The sequence below is a fragment of the Shinella fusca genome, assembly GCF_014203155.1.
Taxonomy (GTDB): domain Bacteria; phylum Pseudomonadota; class Alphaproteobacteria; order Rhizobiales; family Rhizobiaceae; genus Shinella; species Shinella fusca.
The window spans coordinates 414,704-434,564 of sequence record NZ_JACHIK010000003.1; the positions used below are offsets into that span (position 1 = coordinate 414,704).

General features: G+C 62.9%; 24 protein-coding genes. 10 read left to right on the forward strand and 14 right to left on the reverse strand.

Annotated elements, in window-relative coordinates; all coding sequences use genetic code 11:
• Positions 1-118: 118 nt before the first annotated feature.
• The 5 genes from HNQ66_RS06650 to HNQ66_RS23700 all read right to left on the reverse strand — a co-directional run bounded on the left by HNQ66_RS06650 (position 119) and on the right by HNQ66_RS23700 (position 4,444).
• Positions 119-2,623 (reverse strand): DUF3987 domain-containing protein, encoded by a 2,505-nt coding sequence (locus HNQ66_RS06650; protein WP_184142081.1) that lies wholly within the window; start codon positions 2,621-2,623, stop codon positions 119-121.
• A 240-nt stretch (positions 2,624-2,863) separates the two neighbouring features.
• Positions 2,864-3,310: a hypothetical protein gene (locus HNQ66_RS06655; RefSeq protein WP_184142083.1), complete on the reverse strand. Its 447-nt coding sequence runs from the start codon at positions 3,308-3,310 to the stop codon at positions 2,864-2,866.
• Positions 3,311-3,422: 112 nt separating this feature from the next.
• Entirely contained in the window at positions 3,423-3,611 is a 189-nt protein-coding gene (locus HNQ66_RS06660) for a hypothetical protein (protein WP_184142085.1), read from the reverse strand.
• On the reverse strand, positions 3,608-3,790 hold the full coding sequence (locus HNQ66_RS06665; protein WP_184142087.1) for a hypothetical protein: 183 nt from the start codon (positions 3,788-3,790) through the stop codon (positions 3,608-3,610). The genes HNQ66_RS06660 and HNQ66_RS06665 overlap by 4 nt, the downstream gene beginning before the upstream one ends.
• Positions 3,791-4,219: 429 nt before the next feature.
• Positions 4,220-4,444 carry a helix-turn-helix transcriptional regulator gene (locus tag HNQ66_RS23700; protein WP_343059445.1) on the reverse strand — a complete coding sequence of 75 codons (225 nt, stop codon included), beginning with the start codon at positions 4,442-4,444 and terminating at the stop codon, positions 4,220-4,222.
• A gap of 123 nt (positions 4,445-4,567) precedes the next feature.
• Here HNQ66_RS23700 and HNQ66_RS06675 point away from each other — a divergent pair, with 123 nt between their 5' ends.
• Positions 4,568-5,134 (forward strand): hypothetical protein, encoded by a 567-nt coding sequence (locus tag HNQ66_RS06675; RefSeq protein ID WP_184142091.1) that lies wholly within the window; start codon positions 4,568-4,570, stop codon positions 5,132-5,134.
• On the opposite strand, the gene HNQ66_RS06680 is transcribed toward HNQ66_RS06675, so the two are convergent.
• Entirely contained in the window at positions 5,080-6,267 is a 1,188-nt protein-coding gene (locus HNQ66_RS06680; protein WP_343059447.1) for a tyrosine-type recombinase/integrase, read from the reverse strand. The genes HNQ66_RS06675 and HNQ66_RS06680 overlap by 55 nt on opposite strands.
• A 442-nt stretch (positions 6,268-6,709) precedes the next feature.
• Between HNQ66_RS06680 and HNQ66_RS06685 the strand changes: the two genes are divergently transcribed.
• The gene (locus tag HNQ66_RS06685; protein WP_184142095.1) at positions 6,710-7,084 is read left to right on the forward strand and encodes a hypothetical protein; all 375 of its coding nucleotides are present in this window, start codon (positions 6,710-6,712) and stop codon (positions 7,082-7,084) included.
• 4 nt (positions 7,085-7,088) lie between these two features.
• On the opposite strand, the gene HNQ66_RS06690 is transcribed toward HNQ66_RS06685, so the two are convergent.
• The 4 genes from HNQ66_RS06690 to HNQ66_RS06705 form a co-directional block, all read right to left on the reverse strand.
• A complete protein-coding gene (locus tag HNQ66_RS06690) occupies positions 7,089-7,265 on the reverse strand; it encodes a DUF2934 domain-containing protein (protein ID WP_184142097.1) in 177 nt (58 codons plus the stop codon).
• Positions 7,266-7,274: 9 nt separating this feature from the next.
• Positions 7,275-7,541: a PepSY domain-containing protein gene (locus HNQ66_RS06695; protein WP_184142099.1), complete on the reverse strand. Its 267-nt coding sequence runs from the start codon at positions 7,539-7,541 to the stop codon at positions 7,275-7,277.
• Between the two features lie 128 nt (positions 7,542-7,669).
• Entirely contained in the window at positions 7,670-7,864 is a 195-nt protein-coding gene (locus tag HNQ66_RS06700; protein WP_184142101.1) for a hypothetical protein, read from the reverse strand.
• 68 nt (positions 7,865-7,932) lie between these two features.
• Positions 7,933-8,142, reverse strand: a complete 210-nt coding sequence (locus HNQ66_RS06705) for a hypothetical protein (RefSeq protein WP_184142103.1) — start codon at positions 8,140-8,142, stop codon at positions 7,933-7,935.
• A 272-nt stretch (positions 8,143-8,414) separates the two neighbouring features.
• Here HNQ66_RS06705 and HNQ66_RS06710 point away from each other — a divergent pair, with 272 nt between their 5' ends.
• The 5 genes from HNQ66_RS06710 to HNQ66_RS06730 all read left to right on the forward strand — a co-directional run bounded on the left by HNQ66_RS06710 (position 8,415) and on the right by HNQ66_RS06730 (position 12,323).
• A complete protein-coding gene (locus HNQ66_RS06710; protein ID WP_184142105.1) occupies positions 8,415-9,455 on the forward strand; it encodes a cysteine synthase A in 1,041 nt (346 codons plus the stop codon).
• A 5-nt stretch (positions 9,456-9,460) separates the two neighbouring features.
• Positions 9,461-10,204: an alanyl-tRNA editing protein gene (locus HNQ66_RS06715; protein WP_184142107.1), complete on the forward strand. Its 744-nt coding sequence runs from the start codon at positions 9,461-9,463 to the stop codon at positions 10,202-10,204.
• Positions 10,205-10,216: 12 nt separating this feature from the next.
• Positions 10,217-11,071, forward strand: coding sequence for a 3-mercaptopyruvate sulfurtransferase (gene sseA / locus HNQ66_RS06720; RefSeq protein WP_184142109.1), 855 nt, complete (start codon positions 10,217-10,219; stop codon positions 11,069-11,071).
• Between the two features lie 5 nt (positions 11,072-11,076).
• On the forward strand, positions 11,077-11,667 hold the full coding sequence (locus tag HNQ66_RS06725) for a GNAT family N-acetyltransferase (RefSeq protein ID WP_184142111.1): 591 nt from the start codon (positions 11,077-11,079) through the stop codon (positions 11,665-11,667).
• 92 nt (positions 11,668-11,759) lie between these two features.
• Positions 11,760-12,323, forward strand: coding sequence for an OmpA family protein (locus HNQ66_RS06730; protein WP_184142113.1), 564 nt, complete (start codon positions 11,760-11,762; stop codon positions 12,321-12,323).
• Positions 12,324-12,539: 216 nt separating this feature from the next.
• Here HNQ66_RS06730 and ald read toward each other — a convergent pair whose 3' ends face one another.
• Positions 12,540-13,658 carry an alanine dehydrogenase gene (ald, locus tag HNQ66_RS06735; protein ID WP_184142115.1) on the reverse strand — a complete coding sequence of 373 codons (1,119 nt, stop codon included), beginning with the start codon at positions 13,656-13,658 and terminating at the stop codon, positions 12,540-12,542.
• A gap of 163 nt (positions 13,659-13,821) precedes the next feature.
• On the opposite strand from ald, the gene HNQ66_RS06740 reads away from it, so the two are divergent.
• Positions 13,822-14,283 (forward strand): Lrp/AsnC family transcriptional regulator, encoded by a 462-nt coding sequence (locus tag HNQ66_RS06740; RefSeq protein ID WP_184142117.1) that lies wholly within the window; start codon positions 13,822-13,824, stop codon positions 14,281-14,283.
• On the opposite strand, the gene HNQ66_RS06745 is transcribed toward HNQ66_RS06740, so the two are convergent.
• From HNQ66_RS06745 to ilvA, 3 genes are all read right to left on the reverse strand, one after another.
• Entirely contained in the window at positions 14,280-15,527 is a 1,248-nt protein-coding gene (locus tag HNQ66_RS06745; RefSeq protein WP_184142119.1) for a GGDEF domain-containing protein, read from the reverse strand. The genes HNQ66_RS06740 and HNQ66_RS06745 overlap by 4 nt on opposite strands.
• Before the next feature lie 157 nt (positions 15,528-15,684).
• The gene (locus HNQ66_RS06750) at positions 15,685-15,999 is read right to left on the reverse strand and encodes an HlyU family transcriptional regulator (RefSeq protein ID WP_184142121.1); all 315 of its coding nucleotides are present in this window, start codon (positions 15,997-15,999) and stop codon (positions 15,685-15,687) included.
• 243 nt (positions 16,000-16,242) lie between these two features.
• Positions 16,243-17,487: a threonine ammonia-lyase gene (gene ilvA, locus HNQ66_RS06755; RefSeq protein WP_184142123.1), complete on the reverse strand. Its 1,245-nt coding sequence runs from the start codon at positions 17,485-17,487 to the stop codon at positions 16,243-16,245.
• A 149-nt stretch (positions 17,488-17,636) separates the two neighbouring features.
• On the opposite strand from ilvA, the gene HNQ66_RS06760 reads away from it, so the two are divergent.
• Together HNQ66_RS06760 and HNQ66_RS06765 are read left to right on the forward strand one after the other, a co-directional pair.
• The gene (locus HNQ66_RS06760) at positions 17,637-19,091 is read left to right on the forward strand and encodes a TrkH family potassium uptake protein (protein ID WP_184142125.1); all 1,455 of its coding nucleotides are present in this window, start codon (positions 17,637-17,639) and stop codon (positions 19,089-19,091) included.
• Positions 19,092-19,165: 74 nt separating this feature from the next.
• Positions 19,166-19,738 (forward strand): hypothetical protein, encoded by a 573-nt coding sequence (locus HNQ66_RS06765; protein WP_184142261.1) that lies wholly within the window; start codon positions 19,166-19,168, stop codon positions 19,736-19,738.
• Positions 19,739-19,861 lie beyond the last annotated feature (123 nt).

Below are 19,861 nucleotides of genomic sequence, written 5' to 3' on the forward strand. Positions count from 1 at the left end.
CTGGCCGCGACTGGCCCTTGCGCATGCGCGGGGAACAGACTGCGAAAAATGAAGAAAAGAGTTGGATTCCTATCGTGTTGCTGCGCGCGCAAGGGACATTTGGTGACACTTGCACTTATCACGGCAACGCAACCAGTTCGCGAACTCGCTCGCGCCGCGCTTTTTCCTTCTCCGCTCGGTGCGCAAAATCATCGAAGACCGCCGGATTGACGATGTAAGTCGTGGAATCTTTTCGCGCCGTCGGGACTGGCTCCACCCATGAGAGCGCATCGAGCTTTCGAAGCACCTCCTCGGCCTGGTCAACATCCATCTCCCGCATGGTCCGGTCGCCTCGGCGCACGTCTCGCACTGTGATCTTCTCCGGTCGGTGAGACAGTATCCATCCGGCAGTCGCTAGAACCGCGTCGTGCCGATCTGAAAGCCCCAAGACGTTCTGGTAAAACGCCAAAGCATGGGGGAACAAAAACTCGTGCAGGAACTCCGCGACCCGCTGTGCCACATCAATCGAAACCGTGGTGGATGGCCTCGTGCTCTCGGCTTCAATGCAGTGAAAGAGCACGCAAAGCCTGGCGTATAGGCCGTCATACTTCCCGATGTGCGCGGCAAGCTTCTTGTTGAGTATCTCCCAACTCGTCTGCATTTCGTGATGCTTTTCAGATAGTTCATGCCGCAAGTCCTGAGCCGCCGCGTCAAACTTCAGCGACACCTCAAGCATTTTGCCCTGTAGGGGGCGCTGCATCTGATGGAGGCGATGCACCAGCCCCGCGTACTGACCGACGGCGGCGGAGGGCGGCACATCAAGGCCTACCGACGACGGCCCCAAGCAGATTGGGAAAAGACGTTGGAGCAAGCCGTCATCCGCAGTATCGGCAGCAATCCTCCGGATTGGTTCCGGCTGGATGCCACCGAGCATGGACACAGACAGATTATCTATCGCGACGACGCCACGCCCCACGCGGTTGACGCTATAGCTCCCCCCGTTGAACGCCTGAAGCCAAAAACTGCGGTCGGCAGCCGCTCCCTTCCCTGTCCCATATTTCTCCATCGAGCCGAACCAGCCAGAGAGTTCGTCGCGGATGAGCAGGACGCCCTCTGTTGTATCGCGCAGGATTTCCTGCGCAGCCTCAACCGTCACATCCTCCATACGGGCACGGATCTGCTTCGGCGCCGGCTTGTCGCTTTTCCCGGCTTTGTCGAGCCCGTCGTATAAGCGCTTCTCATTGAGGTAGGCTCGCACCAATTCGTCATCGATCGACCGCAACGGCCGGGTCGCGGCGCTGATGATAGGAGATTTCTTGGCGCTCGGATTGCCAATGAGCGCCACCCATATACGCGCGGACTCCTCCCATTCGTCGTGCCGCTTTACCCTCAACGTGATCCTGTCTGGAAGCGCCGCGGCACAGACCGCGAGTGCCGCGGCCGCTAACCCTCCGGCGTCGACGCCCATAATCTCCGCCTGCGAGCGCGCGAAGTCCTCAATCCCGGCCGGGAGCAGTCCGAACGGCAAGGTCGGATGAGACCGCTGTGCCCAAGGGTCTACCGGCCGAGGGATTTCCTTCTCGGGAGCGGCCGGCATTTTGTTGTTGTCGTTGGCGGGGACTGGCGTGGTTTTCATACGGTTGCCCGAGAAAATCTCCGCCACGCTGGCTGCATGCGCCCGCTCCTCGGCATGGTGTACCGCGTATTTTCCCCAAAGCCGTTTGAAATCAGCAACGGGGTCCTTTCCTTCGTATCGCGCAAACCAGTTGCCAGTCGCCGAAAGAAATGCCGCACAAGCCTGCTCCGCTGTAAGCCCATCGAAACCCAACTGCTCGACCACCCGCGCCGCGTGTTCGGAGCGCTTTTCAACATCATCCGCCGCCAGCATTTCCGCAGCAACGGGGCTGATCTCGATGCCATCGACCATAGGAAGCTCGCCCAGTGCCACTGGCCCCGTGGGTACCGCGGCAGACGACCAAGGCTCGAGCTCGTTTCGAAGATTCTCAATGCTAGTCAGCGACCCGTCCCATGCTTCGGCAACCGTTACCGGGACGGGCTCTGGATCTCGACCGCGGGCAAGCTTAGTGGCGCCAGGCCAGTTTAGAGTGCCACTGACGCGCCAGACGTGACAAATATCAGCGGTTCCCGCATCGCTACCTGTAGCGCGACGGAGAGCTGCTGCAAGCGGCCTCGCTTCTGCCGGCGGCAAGGCGCGATCAAACAGCCAAAACGGCTGTCCATTCCCGGGACTGGTCTCGATGGTGTAGTTGGGCTCGACTGGCAGTTCGCCGGCCGCCTTACCCGTGTCCCCGTCCATGTCGGCGACGAGGCCAAGAACCGCGACGATATCGGCCTCGGTCCCGCGCTTGCCGCGGGCAAGTCCAGGACGCATAACCTGAAGGCCCGCGTAGACGTTGGCGCCCCGTGTGACGCCGTGAGCCATGATCGATTCCACCATACCGTCGACGTCGCCGACGCGGTGGTGTGTGATGATACCCTTGTCTGTCGGCAGGGCGGCGTTGAAAACCGAGACGACGAGAACGCCATCAATTCCATTAGCAAGCTCGTGCAACATTTGCACGTGCTCTCGGATCGCTGGCTCATCGAAGAGGATCGAGGGGCTAAGCTGCGTGGCTGCGGTCATGGCGGGCGATATCTCCGATGGATTGGTTGGCGAGGCGGACCAGTGTAGCCGCGAGGTCAGGCGTGAGGGTCGCAACAGACGAGCCGTACGCGGAGGGCGCATGAATCCGCCGCCCGGAGGGGCCATCGACCAGCTTCAAATTGAACAGCCGCAGTCCATTGAGTTGGACATCGACGAACGCGATGGCCCGACCAGCGCCAGGAGGCGCCGGTCTGACTGCAATGATTGAAGGGTGAACCATCAGGCAGCCCTGGCCCCGCGGGCAGCGATCTCGTTTTGCTCCGCCTCGTACTCTTTCCGCCAGTCCTCAAGTGAGGCGAACAGATTGTGGTCAGAATCGTAGACACCGCCAGCGGGATCTATGATCACTACATAGTCGTCGTCACCTTCATTGTAGCCCTCGAAGAGTGGGTAATTGCCCGATGCGCGGAGTTGCCATGCGATTACTGAGCGGCGACGGTAGTGAAAAGTACCGTCGCTCAAGCGGTCGACAAACACCGCAACGAACCCAGAATTGGCCTTGATGACCGGGATGAACAAGTCGCGGAGGTCGTCACTGCACGTATCCACATATTGCTCTCCGCCCGTCGACAGCAGGATTTTTGTTTGGCCGCTCCGCAATGTGGTGAACTGCACGACGTGCGCAGGATTGATGTTCAGGCCTTCCTCGGTAGTAATTAGACGCAAGGTTCCTCCTCTCCGGCGCGAGGCCGGTTCAATTTTTTAGTGCTGGTGGGTGTTGGCGCGCGCTAAGCGGGCGCTATTTCAATAACCTATTGACAACGAAAATCGTCAAGGCTTACGCGGCCAGAAGGCCTTCACGAGCATCGTCGACCGCGATTTCCTCCGCAATTGCGAACCCGCGCATGAACGCCTCGTGGGAGATGCTCGGAAAACGGTCGCGGACTACAGATGCGCGATGCCGTTCTGGAATGTCGCGATACTCGTCAATGAGGAAAGCGGCGAAGTCCGCGGCCTGATCGGTCATGCTGCGGCCCTCAAAAGCGAAACCCTGTCCCGCAGTTTGTCGAGCCGGTGCAACGTGGTGAAATCAGCCTCATTGAGATACGCGTCGGGTGGGCCGTCCGGATTAAGGCCGATCCGGTGCCAAAGCTCCGCCTCGAAGGCGTCGAGCTCAGCTTCGGCTTGCACAAGTTCTTTTGTCATTTCTTCCTCCTTGATTGCGCACGAAGGCGCGGCCCGCCGGCACGCGGCCGGCGGGTGGTTGAAATCATTGGGTGCAAAATTGCGTTGGTTAGGCGGAGCGAGCCGCAGACTTGGCGTCATGATAAATGGCGCCAATGGGAATGACGTCTTGGCCGTCCAGTGGAAGTATCAACTCACCATTGCAGGCGAGTGAGGCTACCCAGCTCTGCGGGGTTAATCCTGTTGCCGCAAACGATCCAGCGGCCTGAGCGGCGTTATATGGCGAGAGACCCCGCTCATGCAGGCTTTTAGCAAGTGCGACGACTGCCACATCGTCGGCAGTGTAAGAATTCTCTTTGACGCTAGGACCGCCCCGCGAGCGCGCGCAGGTCAGTACTTTGTGGAAGTCTGATACCTGCAACAGTGAGATTGCTTGTTCTAAAGATAGGCTCATGCTGCTGCCCTCGCCGAGATCTTTGCCTTGACCCAGTCGGCAACTTCAGACCGGACGAAGGCCACGCGTCTGTCTCCGAGTTCCACGGCAATCGGAAAGCGCCCTTCCGCGCGATATCGGTTCAGCATGCTTCTGGACATCGAGGTCATCCGGCATGCGGCGTTTAGGCTTATGAGTGTGGGCACGTTGTCGTTGGCAGGGGTCATAACATCTCCTCTCATGAACGGCGGAAGCGGCGCGCCTCCATAAATGTAATATGCGCATTATTGATAAAAAAGTCAATACCGTCTTGCGTACATTATTGATTTATGCGATGTAGATTACTGGCACATGGAGGCAACGCATTGGCAACGCAGAAAGAATTGATCGCGGTGGTCGCCGAAAATATGGGTGTGCCTATAGAGACAGTGACGGTGATTGATCGTTATCTGGCAGAAGCTGGGCTCCGCACCAGGGCCTTACGGGGGCGAGGAACCACGCCCATGACATATGCTGATGCCGCGAACATGATCATCGCGACGGCCTGGGACGCAAACCCGAAGGACGCGGTTAATCTGGTAAAGGCCTTTCGTGACCTGCTGGCGAACCGAGTAAGAGAGACGGTTTATGTGGCTAAAGATGCGCTAGGCTCGACGTTCGGCGAAGCCCTATCGAACATGATCGAATCAATTCCAGAGGAGCGTGCGGCCTTCAGCGCGCCTGATGACGCACCGGGGCATATGTCCGTAAGGGTAATTATGTATGGGCCGGAGCCAAGGGCAGATGTTATCTTAGTAAAAGACGGCGAGCCGAACACGTTTGAATTCGGCCCGATGTTCAGCCGCTCCATTGATCTCCGTAGGACTGTAGAGTTTTCTCAGATCACGCTCGGATTCGTCGGCGAAGCCATTGCAGACGGATTCTCCAAATAATCAGCCCAGGTCTGCATCAGCTCCCTCCTCCGCTCCAAAGCATCAGAGCGGGCGTACGAACGCTCGACGGCGTCGCCGACCGCGTGCGCGAGTGCGGCCTCGGCAATCTCACGAGGTGCATGGGCGACCTCTGTTGACCAGTCCCTGAATGTGCTTCGAAAGCCGTGCACAGTATGGGCGCCATTATCCACGGCCTTGAGCACTGCCCCAAGCGTCGCGTCGGCAAGCATCTTCCCATCTCGGACACTAGGGAAAACAAAGTCATTGACCGACTTCTTCACCATCTGCTTAAGCAGAGTAATAGCTTGGCTAGAGAGTGGCACGCGATGAATTTTCCCGGGCTTCGTCCGGATGGCCGGGATGGTCCATACCTTTTTCTGGAGATCAATTTCGGACCATACGGCGCCGCGTGCTTCTCCGCTCCGCACCACGGTCAAAACTGTAAATTCGAGCGCACGCGCCTCGACGGTTTTGATCTGGCGCAGCTTCTTCATGAAATCTGCAGCGGCCGCGTGAGGCATTGCTGAGTGGTGCTTTTTGCTCGTTAGTGCGTTCGGCTTGTGAAGGGCGAATTCCAGGACGCCTCTCCACCGAGCTGGGTTGTCGCCCGTCCTGTGCCCCTCCACCTTCGCAGCATCAAGCACTCGCTCGATTGCCTCCCTCAATTTTTCCGCGGTTTCCTGACGGACGCCCCAAATCGGGCGTAGCACATCCAGAACGTCGGGCACGCCAATGGCGTTCAGAGCCTTCGGCCGTAGACCTGCAGCGTGGTTCTCCAAGAGGTTTCGCCACCGCGCCTCCGTCTTCGCACCGCGCCACCGACCAGCCTTCACCGCGTCGTCAATGAAGCCGTCGGCGTATTGCCCGAAGGTTGTCGACTTGACCTCAGAGACGTGGCGTCGCGCGATGGGATCGATACCGCTTCGAACAAGCTTGCGGGCCTCGTCGGCCTTCGCCCTGGCCTCCGCCAGACCCACACTCAGCAAAGGACCGAGGCCGAGTTGCCGGCGCTTTCCCCCGAGGGTAAAGTCGAACACCCAGTACCTGGCGTCACCTTTCGTCACGAGCCAAAGGCCACCGCCGTCGCGCAGCTTCTTCGCGGAGCTGGCCGCAATTGCTTTGACGGTGAGCACATTTCGAGTATGGCTCCCCATTTTCCTTCCCCGCAATTTTCCCCACTTTTTGGGTCGTTGCTAGTATTAGGCACAATGGTCACAATGGGCAAGGAAATCCCGAAACCACAGCACATCAATGGCTTAGAAGGATCAGTATGGTCGCTATGGATGGCTCAGCTTTTCCGGCCCGGGGAGCCAGTTTAAAAGCAAAGCGCCTGTTATCGTCGAGAAATCCGATAACAGGCGCTTTCTTTTCCACAAATCCTCTCCGCTTCTGAAATTTGCCCTGTCTCCGCTACCAGGGCAACGCCGACGCCTTGGAGCCTGTTCCAGGAAGAATCCGGCTCTACGGCCGGGCGGATAGCACCCAGCCGTCACTCACCACCGGCTCCCTTCCTGCGCGATACTGACAAGTGTCAAAAAACATGTTTCCATCCGCAAAAATCATATGGAGGGGTCCATGCCAGCTATATCTCGCTTCTACTTCATGACGGCGATCTGTTTCCTCACCGCCGGTATCGTGCTCGGCCTGAAAATGGGAAGCACCCACGACTACGCAGCGGTCGGCGCGCATGCGCACATAAACCTGCTCGGCTGGGTGACGATGTCGATCTTCGGCATTTATCACGCCCTCAACCCATCCGGCGCCTCTTCCAGGCTCGCGAAGCTGCAGGCATATATCTATGTGCCGGGTGTGCTGGTCATGGCGATAGGGCTTTACCTTCTTCTGACAGGTACACAGGCCGCAGAACCGGTCGTCGCCGTCGCGTCGCTTGCCGTCTTCGTCGGCGTGTTGATGTTCGGGGCGATTATTTATCGAACCAAGACCGCATAAACGTCTATTGGAGCGATAGCCCCGTGGTGTCGGCCCGGTCTTCCGGCACCTGCTCGCTTTCATCGTCGACTTCCTTCTCGGCCTGCAGCCAATGGCTGAGGCTCCGCCCGTCCAGAGAGCCTTCCTGCTGCCACAGCTCGAAAGCCCGCTCGCGGATCCGGTCCTCGCGGTCGTCGGTCATGGTCGTCTCCTATTCCTCGCTGACGGGCTGGCCGCTCTTCGAATCGATATTGATCTCGACCTTCGCCTTGTCGCCGGTGCGGTACTCGATCTCGTAATAGCCCCGGTCGTTCCAGGACATCTCGATCAGGCGCAGGAAATCAGGCCGGCTCTCGATCATGGCCAGGATCTCGGAGGGTTTCTTGCCCTCCTCGGGCTTCGGTTTGGCGTCCTGTGCCGAAGCTGCCGTCATGGAAAGCGCGAGAACGCTGGCTGCAACGACGATTTTCCTGATCATGGTGGCCTCCGTCAAAATGGTGAAGCCCAAACGGAACACGCAGCGACAAGTTCCCTCCCGGAAACAGGAAAAGGCCGCGCTCAGCAGCGCGGCCTTCCTGCTTTTCAGGCTCTCACATCCATTCCGGTTCAGCGCAACGCCGTCGGCAGGCGGCGGATGTTCATCTGGAGTTCGTGGCGGCTGGCGAAGCGGCCGAAGAGAAGGAGGAGCTTGCGTTCCTGCGCCTTGTCGAGGCCGTTCTTGCGGCAATGCTCGGCGACATCGAGAACGTGCCGGGTGATCTTCCTGGTACTGAACTGGCGATTGTCGATGTGATGGGTCATGGCGGCCTCCTCCGTTGATGAGGGAGAAATCCGCCGAGGTTCCCAATGTTCCCGGCGCGCCGCGCTTTTTAAGGCACCATGCCGGCGCCCGCCTGGCCGGCGGCGCGGACCGTGCCGTAGTCGCGCTCATGGGCGCTGCGGCGGAAGGCCGTGCTGCGCTCGCGAGGGCGGGCGGAGGGGTCGCAGAGCGGCGTGCCGATCATTCCGTCCGCATAGGTGCCGGTGGCGATATCGTCGTCCCGCTCGGCCGGGCCCTGCTGGAAAAATCCGAAAAGCATCTTGGTGTCTCCGTTTGCCGTTCAACGGGCGGCCGAGGTTTCCGTTCCCTGCCGCACGCCGGATAGACGCAAAATTAACCATGTTTGCTAACAGCCCGTTAAAGGCCGGCCATTTTCCGGCCTCGAACCGGGCGGCTCCTTGCCTTGCCGTCGCGCATTGGAAAAAATCGCTCTCGAAGCCCCCGCTCTCGAAACGACATTCCTTGCAAAGCGGCGCTCACAGGCCGAAAACCCCTTATATTCCCGATACCAACCCGAAAGGCTCGCCTGCCATGTCCATTCTCCCGTCCGTCCTTGACGCAATCGGCAACACGCCGCTGATCCGCCTCAAGGGAGCCTCCGAGGCGACCGGCTGCGAGATCCTCGGCAAGGCGGAGTTCCTCAACCCCGGACAGTCGGTGAAGGACCGCGCGGCGCTCTCGATCATCCGGGCGGCCGAGCGCTCCGGCGCGTTGCGGCCGGGCGGCGTCATCGTGGAAGGCACGGCGGGCAATACCGGCATCGGCCTTGCGCTGGTCGCGCAGGCGCTCGGCTACCGCACCGTCATCGTCATTCCCGAGACGCAGAGCCAGGAGAAGAAGGACGCGCTGCGCCTGCTGGGCGCGGAACTGGTGGAAGTGCCGGCGGTTCCCTACAGGAACCCGAACAACTACGTGAAGCTCTCCGGCCGCCTTGCCGAACAGCTCGCCAGGACCGAGCCGAACGGCGCGATCTGGGCCAACCAGTTCGACAACGTCGCCAACCGCGACGCCCATATCGAAACGACGGCGCCGGAAATCTGGCGCGACACGAACGGCAAGGTGGACGGCTTCGTCTCGGCCGTCGGCTCCGGCGGAACGCTCGCCGGCGTTGCCGCGGGCCTGCGCGCGAAGAACCCGGACATCAAGATCGCCCTTGCCGACCCGCAGGGCGCCGCGCTCTACAACTATTACGCCCATGGCGAACTGAAGGCCGAGGGCAGCTCCATCACCGAGGGCATCGGCCAGGGCCGCATCACGGCCAACCTCGAGGGCTTCACGCCGGACTATTCCTACCAGATCCCGGATTCCGAGGCGATTCCGCTGGTCTTCGACCTCATCGAGGAGGAAGGCATCGCCGTCGGCGGCTCCTCCGGCATCAACATCGCCGGTGCGATCCGCCTCGCCAGGGACCTCGGCCCCGGCCATACGATCGTGACGATCCTCTGCGACTATGCTAACCGCTACCAGTCGAAACTCTTCAACCCGGACTTCCTCGATTCGAAGGGCCTGCCCGTTCCCGGATGGCTGACGGCGAAATCGGGGATCAAGGTCCCCTATCAGCCGGTCGAATAGGTCTCATGTCTCTTCCCACCACCGCCCTCTTTCGCGACGATTTCTATCTTTCGACAAACGAGGCGGTGGTGACGGCGGTGCACGAGGACGGCGGCATCGAGCTGGACCAGACCTGTTTCTACGCGACGTCCGGCGGCCAGCCGGGCGATACAGGCTTTCTGGAGCGCGCCGACGGCGGGCGCATCGCGCTCGGCCCGGCCGTCACCGGCGCCACCAAGGAGATCATCATCCACCGGCCGCTGGAGGGCGAGGCCCTGCCGATCGTCGGCGAGACGGTCATCGCCCATATCGACTGGGCGCGCCGCTACAGGCTGATGCGCATGCACACGGCCTGCCACCTCCTTTCCGTCGTCTGCCCCTACCCGATCACCGGCGCTGCCGTCGGCGAGGACGACAGCCGCGTCGACTTCGACATGAGCGAGACCATCGACAAGGACGAGGTGACGGAAAAGCTGATGAGGCTCGTCGCGGAGAACCACCCGGTCTTCGTGCAATGGATAACCGACGCGGAACTCGCCGCCAATCCCGGCATCGTCAAATCGAAGAACGTCCGCCCGCCGATGGGCCTCGGCCGCGTCAGCCTCGTGTGCATCGGCGAGAATTCATCCGTCGACAGCCAGCCCTGCGGCGGCACGCATGTGTCGGAAACGCAGGAAGTCGGCGCCATCCACATCGCCAAGATCGAGAAGAAGGGCAAGGAGAACCGCCGGTTCCGCATCCGCTTCGGTGCGCCGGGTTCCGAGGCCTGAGAGGAGGATCACATGTCCATAGACAAGAGCAGGTTCGTCGTTTCGCCGGATTGGGTGGAAAAGCAGCTTGGCGCCCCGGCCTTCCGCGTGGTCGACGCCTCCTGGTATCTGCCTGCGCAGAACCGCAACGGCGCGGCCGAATATGCGGCCGGCCATATTCCCGGCGCCGTCTTCTTCGACCAGGACGTGATCGCCGACCATGCGAGCGGGCTGCCGCACACCATCCCCTCGCCGGAATTCTTCGCCACCGAAGTCGGCAAGCTCGGCATTTCGGATACGGACACGATCGTCGTCTGCGACGGCCCCGGCATCTTCACCGCGCCGCGCGCCTGGTGGCTGTTCCGCACGATGGGCGCGAAGACCGTCTTCGTCATGGACGGCGGCATCGACGGCTGGAAGAAGGAGGGACGCCCGCTTTCGACCGACCTGCCGGAACCGGCGCCCGCCGTCTTCCACACCAATTTCAATCCCTATGCCGTGACCTCCTTCGAGGAGATGCGCGGCATCGTCACCACCGGGTCGAAGCAGATCGCCGATGCGCGCGGCGCCGGCCGCTTCACCGGCGAGGAGGCCGAGCCGCGCGCCGGCATGCGCTCCGGCCATATGCCGGGGGCGAAAAGCATGCCCTCCGGCACCTTCTCCGAGGGCGGGAAGTTCAAGGATCTCGACAGCCTCCGCCGGCATTTCGAGGCCTCGGGCATCGACCTTTCGAGACCAGTCGTCACGAGCTGCGGCTCGGGCGTCACGGCCGCGATCATCTCGCTGGCGCTCGCCTCGCTCGGCCATAAGGACAACACGCTCTACGACGGCTCCTGGTCCGAATGGGGCGGACGCGACGACACGCCCGTCGTGACCGGGAAAGGCTGATTCCCATGGCCAGGAAGGTCCAGCCCGCACCGATCGCCGTGCACATCACGGCGCTCGAGATGACCGCGCCGCCGAAACAGAGCCTGCCGGTGCCGGTCAACGTGCACACGGCCATCCTCAGCGCGCCGGAAATCCCGCCTGCCTTCTACCGCTTCCTCTACCGGCAGGTCGGCAGCCGCTGGCACTGGGTCGACCGGCTGCGCATGGACGACGAAACGCTGGCCGCAACGCTCTCCGACAAGCGCAACAGCGTGACGGTGCTCTATGTCAACGGCGCGCCGGCCGGCTTCTTCGAGCTGTGGCAGGAGAACGAGGACGTCGTCGAGCTCTCCCATTTCGGCCTCTTCGAGCGGGCGCTGGGGCTCGGCATCGGCAAATGGTTCCTGCTACAGACGCTCTATGCCGCCTGGTCGTCCGGACCGAAGCGGGTGCGCGTCACCACCAACAATCTCGACCACCCGCGCGCGCTCCAGCTCTACCAGATGTTCGGCTTCTCGCCGGTCGGCACGCAGGATGCCGAGCTCGTGCCGCTCTCCGACGCCGAGCTGCTGGAACTTGCCAAGCGCGACTGTCTGATGCCGGCCGAGCGCCGTTAAGCATTCTGAACGCAACCTGCAAGGCGGGTTCAGGCTCGCTTCAGGCGGCGCATGGCAACTTCCGGCCGAACAGACAGACAAGGAGTACCGCCATGCAACGCCGCGCTTTCCTCACCGCCTTCGCCACCGCCCTTGCCGTTCCGGCCTTCTCCGGCTTCGCGCAGGCGCAGGAAACCCCGTCGGAAGACATGATCCTGCGCCGCCTCGACGCCGCTCCCGCGCGGCGCATGCGCGAGAACGAGCGCGTGACGATCCGCGAGTTCAAGCGCCGGCCGGACCTGCGCGGCGCGGCGCCCTCGATCAACATCCAGTCGATCAACTTCGCCTTCGCCTCCGCGGAAATCCCGCATTCGGAATACCGCAAGGTGCGCCAGATCGCCCGCGCGATGAGCCGCATCATCGACCGGCGCCGGCGCGCCGTCTTCCTCATCGAGGGCCATACGGACGCCGTCGGCTCGGCCTCCTCCAACCAGATCCTCTCCGAACGCCGGGCCGAATCGCTGAAGCGCGTGCTCGTGCAGGAATTTGGCATCCCCTACCGGGCGCTGGAGACCGTCGGCTACGGCGAGGAATACCTGCTGGTGCCGACCCAGAACGAGGAATGGCGCAACCGCCGCGTGACGCTCCGCCGCATCGACGAGTTCGTGCGCGACTAACGTTTCCACTGGCATATTTTCCAGCGGTTTCGTTCATTGGGCAGGAAACCGATATCCCTCCCCTCCGTCATGCTCGGGCTTGACCCGAGCATCCACCAGCCGCGGATGCCGCGTGGATCCTCGGGTCAAGCCCGAGGATGACGGCAGAGGGTGGGCGATGGCCGGTATTCCCAAAAGGCCCGGATCGCTCCGGGCCCTTCTTTCATCCCGCCGCCATCAAGCGACGTTCAGCACAGCCTCGGGCGCGTAGGACTCGTAGCCGAGCGCTTCGGCGACCGCGTGGTTCGTCACCCGGCCCTTGTGCACGTTAAGGCCGGCGCGCAGGTGCCGGTCTTCGGCGATGGCCTTGAGGCCCTTGTCGGCAAGCTGGAGGCCGTAGTGCAGCGTCGCGTTGTTGAGCGCGTGCGCGGAGGTCACCGGCACGGCGCCCGGCATGTTGGCGACGCAATAGTGCACCACGCCGTCGACCTCGAAGGTCGGATCGGAATGGGTCGTCGCATGCGAGGTCTCGAAGCAGCCGCCCTGGTCGATGGCGACGTCGACGATGACCGCCCCCTTCTTCATGCCCGAGAGCATTTCGCGGGTGACGAGCTTCGGCGCGGCGGCACCGGGGATCAGCACGGCGCCGATGACGAGGTCGGCCGAGAAGACCTCCTCCTCCAGCGCGTCGATCGTCGAATAGCGCGTGTGGACGCGGCCGCCGAAAAGATCGTCGAGCTGGCGCAGCCGCGGGATCGAGCGGTCGAGGATCGAAACGTCCGCGCCGAGGCCGGCGGCCATGCGCGCGGCGTGAAGGCCGACGACGCCGCCGCCGATGACGGCGACCTTGGCCGGCGGTACACCCGGCACGCCGCCGAGCAGGATGCCGCGCCCGCCGTTCGCCTTCTGGAGCGCGGTGGCGCCCGCCTGGATGGAAAGCCGCCCGGCAACCTCGGACATGGGAGCGAGGAGCGGCAGGCCGCCGCGCTCGTCCGTCACCGTCTCGTAGGCGATGGCGGTGACGCCGGAGGCGAGCAGGCCCTTGGTCTGCTCCGGATCGGGCGCAAGATGCAGGTAAGTGTAGAGAATCTGTCCGTCGCGCAGTTGCGCCCATTCGGCGGGCTGCGGCTCCTTGACCTTCACCACCATGTCGGACCTGCCGAAGATATCGGCAGCGGTGGGAACGATCTTCGCGCCGGCGGCGCGGTAGGCGTCGTCGTCTGCGCCGATGCCGGCGCCGGCCTTGGTCTCGACGAGGACCTCGTGGCCGTGGGCGACATATTCCCGCACGGCCCCGGGCGTCAGACCGACCCGGTACTCGTGATTCTTGATTTCCTTCGGACAACCGACACGCATGCGCGTTCCTTCCCTGTCTTCAAGTTCCCGATTGATTGCCGCCGCATCGGCGGGTGATCATGGAAGCAGAGGAAACGCGCAATGTCCTTGCAAAGCCGGTTTGCGAAAGGGCGGCTTGTCGAATATTCTTCGAATATCAGCGGAAATTTCGTAGGAAATTCGAATGGCGCAAATGGATGCAATCGATGCTGCGATTCTGAGAACCGTTCAGCAGAACGGCCGCATTTCCAACGCGGAGCTTGCCGAGCGGGTCGGCCTGTCGCCCTCGGCCTGTTCGCGCCGCCTCGATATCCTGGAGAAATCCGGCGTCATCAACGGCTATTACGCCCGCGTCTCGCCGAAGGCGCTCGACTACAAGATGATCGCCATCGTGCACATCTCGCTGTCCGGCCAGTTCGCCAAGACGCTCGCCGAATTCGAGGCCGCGGTGAAGCTCTGCCCCAACGTTTTGGTCTGCTACCTCATGTCCGGCGAATACGACTATATCCTGCGGGTCGCCGCCAAGGACCTTGCCGACTACGAGCGCATCCATCGCGACTGGCTTTCGGCGCTTCCCCATGTGGTGAAGATCAATTCGAGCTTCGCGCTGCGCGAGATCATCGACCGGCCGAATGTCGGCGTCTAGCGGGAGACCACGCGGTTGCGGCCGGCATTCTTGGCCGCGTAGAGCCGGGCATCGGCGGTGGAAAGCAGGGCATTCAGCGTCGTGCCGTCGTGATAGCTGTTGGCGACGCCGATGCTGACGGTCACCGGCTCGCCGTCCGGCCGGCGGATATCCGCCGCGACGGCCCGCCGCAGCATTTCGGCATGGTCGGCGCCGGCATCCGGCAGGATATCCTCGCTGATCACCACGAACTCCTCGCCACCGAAGCGGAAGAGATGGTCGCCGCTGCGCAGCACCCGCTTGAGGCAGGCGGCCGTCTCCTTGAGCACGCCGTCGCCGGCAAGATGGCCGAAACGGTCGTTGACGTCTTTAAAATGGTCGGCGTCGATGATCATCAGCCCCAGCGGCTTGCCCTCGACCAGCATGGCCGACAGCAGGCGCGGCGCCTCGAATTCCAGCCGGCTGCGGTCGTAGACGCCGGTCAGCGCGTCGCGGCCGGAGCGGTCGAGCAGGTCCTCGTAGCGTTCGCGGAAGGTGAGGTCGGCGAAGATATCCGAGATCGGCCGCGGCGAGACGGGAATGGCCGAGAGGCGGGAATAAGAGAGGTAGACCGTGATCAGCACGGCATAGGCGCAGGCCGCCATCATCTTGGCGATCCAGCCGCCCCAGAAAACCTCGATCGGTGCGCCATTGAGGAAATGCAGCGCCGAGAAGAAGCCGATCTGGTCGAAGGTCAGGACGACGACGCCGACGACGAAGAAGCGCATCGCGGTTCGGTGCCTGAAGACGCGGCCCAGCCGCTCGTAGAGCAGGATGATGGCGAGCGAATCGACATAGAGCATCATCGTGCCCCAGAGCATCAGCCAGCCCATCTCGTCGATGAAGGCGAGATCGGCGATACGGCCCGGCACCGCGCCCACCGTCTGGTGGTGGCGCAGGAAGAAGCTGAGGCCGACCGTCAGGAAGTTGCCGGCAAGCAGGCCGTAGATCGGCGCGCGCACGACCGCGGCGTCCTCCTTCACATAGAGCAGGAGGATCATCATCAGCTTGCCGGAGAAGAGCACGGACGAGCCGGGCGAAATGACGCCGAAGGGCAATTCGATATAGAAGACGGCGGCAAGATACGTCTCGAGGAAATGCATGACGCCGAGCGCGGCAACGAAGACGCCGATGCCGAGCTGATGGCGCAGGTGCAGCAGACCCACCATGAAGACGAAATAGAACCCCGCCTCGATCAGGAGCAGGATCAGGTTTTCAGTGCCCATGCGCAGTCCGCAGATCTTGCGATGCCCGGCGGCCGCCGCCGGGAGAGTCGCATCCCATCGTCTTCTGCGGATACAGCCAATCGCGCCGGTTCTCCAGCGTCTTCATGGAAAAAGCACGACTTTTCGTTGCGGCGCGGCAGATTTGCCGCGTTCTGCGTCAGACCTGCCGGCTCTCCGTGCCGTCGCTGAAGAGCGAGGAACCGTGCTGGTCGGCGATCTGCCGCGCCTTGCGGAAGGTCGCGCCCACGGTGTCGTCGCGCGAGGAAAAGAGGTCCGCCCGGATGAAGCTGCGCACCAGCACGCGCTCGCCATCCCGCTTCTCGATGCGGCCGGCCAGACGATACTGCCCGCCCTCCGCAATGGGCGCGGCGACGAGAAGAAGGTCGTTATAGGCCTCGGTTTCCTCGGCGATCTTCGCCGGAGAAGCCGGTTCGCCGCCGCGACCGAAAAGTTTTGAAAAGAACGATGCCATAGGCGATTGCTAGCACAGGCGGAAGCGGGCTCCAAGGGGCGGGTGTGGATGGAGAGCATTGTGCGTGCAATACCCCCCTCTGGCCTGCCGGCCATCTCCCCCTCAAGGGGGGAGATTGGATGGGGCGATGCCTTGCCCGCTACAAACGTTGCGGTTGAGACGAGGGGCTTGCCATTTACCGATCTCCCCCCTTGAGGGGGAGATGGCCGGCAGGCCAGAGGGGGGTGCCACGACACCGCGCCCTCAGATGATAAGGTTGGCCAGGATCTCGTTCTCCGTGATGTCCTGGTAGCGCATCCCAGCCGCATCGAAGGCCTTTTTCAGGGCCGCGAAATTCTCCGGTGCCTTCGTTTCGATGCCGATCAGGATGGAGCCGAAGTTGCGGGCGGATTTCTTCAGGTATTCGAAGCGGGCGATGTCGTCGTCCGGGCCGAGCATGTTGAGGAAGTCCTTCAGCGCGCCGGGCCGCTGGGCAAGGCGCAGGATGAAGTATTTCTTCAGCCCCGCATGACGCATCGCCCGCTCCTTGACGTCCGGCAGGCGCTCGAAGTCGAAATTGCCGCCGGAGACGACGGCGACCACCGTCTTGCCCTCCAGCCCCTCGCGGCCGAGCGCTTCCAGCGCCGTCAGCGACAGCGCGCCGGCCGGCTCCAGCACCACGCCCTCGACATTCAGCATCTCGACCATGGTCACGCAGATCGCGTTTTCCGACAGCAGCATCACCTGGTCGGCGGAAAAGCGGCTGAGGGCGGCGAAATTCAGCGCACCGATCTGGCCGACGGCCGCCCCGTCGACGAAATTGTCGACCTGGTCGAGCGTCACCACGGCACCGCTCTCAAGGCTCCGCTTGAGGCTCGGCGCGCCGGCGGGCTCGCAGAAGAGGAAGCTCGACGGGCCGACCATGCCGTCGAGATAGCCGGTGACGCCGGAGGCAAGCCCCCCGCCCCCGACAGGCAGGACGACGAGGTCCGGCAGCCTGCCGTCAAGCTGGGCGACGATCTCCGCCGCCACCGTCGCCTGCCCCTCGATGATATCCGCATGGTCGAAGGGCGGCACCATCAGCGCGCCGGTTTCCGCCGCATGGTCGCGCGCGGCCTTGTAGCACTGGTCGAAGAAGTCGCCGACGAGCCTGATCGTCACGAACTCGCCGCCGAAGATGCGCGTCTTGTCGATCTTCTGCTGCGGCGTCGTCACCGGCATGAAGACGACGCCCGGCACGCCGAAATGGCGGCAGACGAAGGCAAAACCCTGTGCATGGTTGCCGGCCGAGGCGCAGACGAAGCTGCGCGCGCCGTCGTCCCTCGCCAGCACCTTGCGGAAGAAATTGAAGGCGCCCCGGATCTTGTAGGAGCGCACGGGCGAAAGGTCTTCGCGCTTCAGGTAGATATCCGCGCCGTAACGGGCGGAAAGATGCTCGTTGAGCTGGAGCGGTGTTTCGGGAAAGAGCCCGCGCAGGGCCTCGCAGGCCGCGTCTACGTCCGGTTTCATGCCGTTCGTGCCATCCTTGAGTTTGATCGATGCAAAGGCTATAGCATCGAGCCGGGACGTGGGCAGCGGTTTTCGGCAAAATCGATGCGAAAAACAACAGGCTGCCTATCGCTGAGACGGACACCAGCCGCCATTGAGGACGACCTTCCTTGAACGCGACGATCTTCCGCTCCGCCATCAACATCGCCGCCATCGCAGGCATCTATCTTTCGCTGGCCATGCTCGTCCCGGCGTTCATCGACGTCTACTACGGGCATCCGGATTCGGAGATATTCTTCCTCTCGGCCTTCGTGACGGGCGGGCTCTCGCTTGCGACGGCCGCCGCCACGCGCGCCGGCCCGCCGCCGTTCAACAAGCGGATGGGCTTCCTCGTCGTCAACATGCTGTGGCTTTCCGCCTGCGTGATCGGCGCCATTCCGCTGTGGCTCTCCTCGCTGAAGCTCACCTTCGCGCAGGCCTTCTTCGAATCGGTCTCGGCGATCAGCACCACGGGCTCCACGGTGATCGTCGGCCTCGACCAGGCGCCGCCCGGCGTCCTCATGTGGCGCTCGCTGCTCCACTGGCTCGGCGGCGTCGGCATCCTCGCACTCGGCCTCTTCATCATGCCGTATCTGCGCGTCGGCGGCATGTCGTTCTTCAAGCTGGAATCCTCCGATACCGCCGACAAGCCGTTCGCCCGCATCGCCAGCTATACGCGCGCCTTCCTCGCCATCTACGTGGCGATCACCCTTCTTTGCGCCGTCGTCTACGCCATGCTCGGCATGAGCCGCTTCGACGCGCTGAACCATGCCATGTCGACGGTCGCCACCGGCGGGCTTTCCACGCACGACGCCTCCTTCGGCTACTACAAGAGCCTGCCGCTGCTGTGGGCCGGCACCTTCTTCATGACGCTCAGCAGCCTGCCCTTCTCGGTCTTGATCCTCTTCGTCGTCCGCCGCCGGCTCGATGCCTGGCGCGACCCGCAGATCCGCGTCTTCCTCGGCTATCTCGTGCTCTTCTCCGTCGCGGCAAGCGTGTTCATGCGCCTGCACAACGGCGTCGATTTCCACCAGGCGCTGGCCCATTCCTTCTTCACCGTCTCCTCCATCCTCTCCACGACCGGCTTTGCCAGCGACGACTATACCCAATGGGGCCATTTCATCGTGGCGCTCGCCTTCGTCGCCACCTTCATGGGCGGCTGCTCGGGCTCGACGGCGGGCGGCCTGAAAGCCTACCGCCTCATCATTCTCTTCAACTTCATCCGCACGGGCCTCTACCGCCTCATCTATCCCGACGGCATCCATGCGGTGCGCTACGGGCCGATGACGGTGGATGCCGACCTCCAGCGAAGCGTCTTCCTCTTCTTCATCACCTATGTCGCCATCTCGGCCATGGGCGCGATCCTGCTCGGCCTGATGGGCTACGACGTGCTGACGGCCTTTTCGGCGGCCGCCACCTCGCTTTCCAACGTCGGGCCCGGCGTCACCGACACGATCGGCCCGGCCGGCACCTTCGCGGGTTTCCACGATGCGGCGCTCTATCTCCTCTCCTTCCTGATGCTGCTCGGCCGTCTCGAAATCCTCACCGTCCTCGTCATCCTGACGCCGCTCTTCTGGAAGGGCTGACCCGACCGTCCTTGACTGTTGTCACGCTTCTTCGCATCCTGCCGCCCATCCGGCTGGAGGAAGACTGAATGTTGGTGCCGAAGTTCCTGTTGCGCTTGACCTTTATCGCCGCGCTCACGCCGGCGTTCGCGCTTGCCGGCCCGCTCGCCGATGCGGCGAAGAAGGCGGAGGAACAGGCGGCGGCGGGCGATACGGTCGGCGCGCACGACACGATCCGCGATGCCTACGGCGCCTTCGCCGCCACGCTCCCCTTCTCCATCGGCAAGTCCGTCTTCGTTTCCGCACCGCCGCAGGGCTACGGCATGTATGCGGCGCGGCCGGATGCGACCTTCAAGCCGGGCGAGGCGCTGATCTCCTATGTCGAGCCGGTAGGCCTCACCTGGCGGCCGGCCGATGGCGGACTGCTGGAATCCCACTTCACCGTCGACCTCGAACTCATGGATGCCAAGGGCGCCAGGCTTGCCGAGCAGAAGGCCTTCGGCTCCTTCGACTTCAAGGGCAGCGTGCGCAACCAGGAGGTCTTTGCCAAGCTGACGCTGAACCTGACGAGCCCGCCGGCCGGCGACTACGTGCTACGCTACCGTTTCCGCGACAGCGCGAGCGGCGCCGTCGCCATCAGCGAGCAGCCCTTCAAGATCGCGCCCTGATCCCTCCCCGGCCCGTTTACCGCGTGCCAAGAGAATTGTGACAAGCCGAAAATCAAGGCTTTTCACCGGCGGGACGCTCAATTATGACAGCCGCATGACAAGCCCAGCCGCAGAGGGGCCATC

Coding starts and splice junctions, on each gene's coding strand:
- HNQ66_RS06650 (WP_184142081.1), bottom strand. CDS start 2,623: ATGACCGCAGCCACGCAGCTTAGCCCCTCGATCCTCTTCGATGAGCCA.
- HNQ66_RS06660 (WP_184142085.1), bottom strand. CDS start 3,611: ATGACCGATCAGGCCGCGGACTTCGCCGCTTTCCTCATTGACGAGTAT.
- HNQ66_RS06665 (WP_184142087.1), bottom strand. CDS start 3,790: ATGACAAAAGAACTTGTGCAAGCCGAAGCTGAGCTCGACGCCTTCGAG.
- HNQ66_RS23700 (WP_343059445.1), bottom strand. CDS start 4,444: ATGAGAGGAGATGTTATGACCCCTGCCAACGACAACGTGCCCACACTC.
- HNQ66_RS06685 (WP_184142095.1), top strand. CDS start 6,710: ATGCCAGCTATATCTCGCTTCTACTTCATGACGGCGATCTGTTTCCTC.
- HNQ66_RS06690 (WP_184142097.1), bottom strand. CDS start 7,265: ATGACCGACGACCGCGAGGACCGGATCCGCGAGCGGGCTTTCGAGCTG.
- HNQ66_RS06695 (WP_184142099.1), bottom strand. CDS start 7,541: ATGATCAGGAAAATCGTCGTTGCAGCCAGCGTTCTCGCGCTTTCCATG.
- HNQ66_RS06700 (WP_184142101.1), bottom strand. CDS start 7,864: ATGACCCATCACATCGACAATCGCCAGTTCAGTACCAGGAAGATCACC.
- HNQ66_RS06705 (WP_184142103.1), bottom strand. CDS start 8,142: ATGCTTTTCGGATTTTTCCAGCAGGGCCCGGCCGAGCGGGACGACGAT.
- HNQ66_RS06710 (WP_184142105.1), top strand. CDS start 8,415: ATGTCCATTCTCCCGTCCGTCCTTGACGCAATCGGCAACACGCCGCTG.
- HNQ66_RS06715 (WP_184142107.1), top strand. CDS start 9,461: ATGTCTCTTCCCACCACCGCCCTCTTTCGCGACGATTTCTATCTTTCG.
- sseA (WP_184142109.1), top strand. CDS start 10,217: ATGTCCATAGACAAGAGCAGGTTCGTCGTTTCGCCGGATTGGGTGGAA.
- HNQ66_RS06725 (WP_184142111.1), top strand. CDS start 11,077: ATGGCCAGGAAGGTCCAGCCCGCACCGATCGCCGTGCACATCACGGCG.
- HNQ66_RS06730 (WP_184142113.1), top strand. CDS start 11,760: ATGCAACGCCGCGCTTTCCTCACCGCCTTCGCCACCGCCCTTGCCGTT.
- ald (WP_184142115.1), bottom strand. CDS start 13,658: ATGCGTGTCGGTTGTCCGAAGGAAATCAAGAATCACGAGTACCGGGTC.
- HNQ66_RS06740 (WP_184142117.1), top strand. CDS start 13,822: ATGGCGCAAATGGATGCAATCGATGCTGCGATTCTGAGAACCGTTCAG.
- HNQ66_RS06745 (WP_184142119.1), bottom strand. CDS start 15,527: ATGGGCACTGAAAACCTGATCCTGCTCCTGATCGAGGCGGGGTTCTAT.
- HNQ66_RS06750 (WP_184142121.1), bottom strand. CDS start 15,999: ATGGCATCGTTCTTTTCAAAACTTTTCGGTCGCGGCGGCGAACCGGCT.
- ilvA (WP_184142123.1), bottom strand. CDS start 17,487: ATGAAACCGGACGTAGACGCGGCCTGCGAGGCCCTGCGCGGGCTCTTT.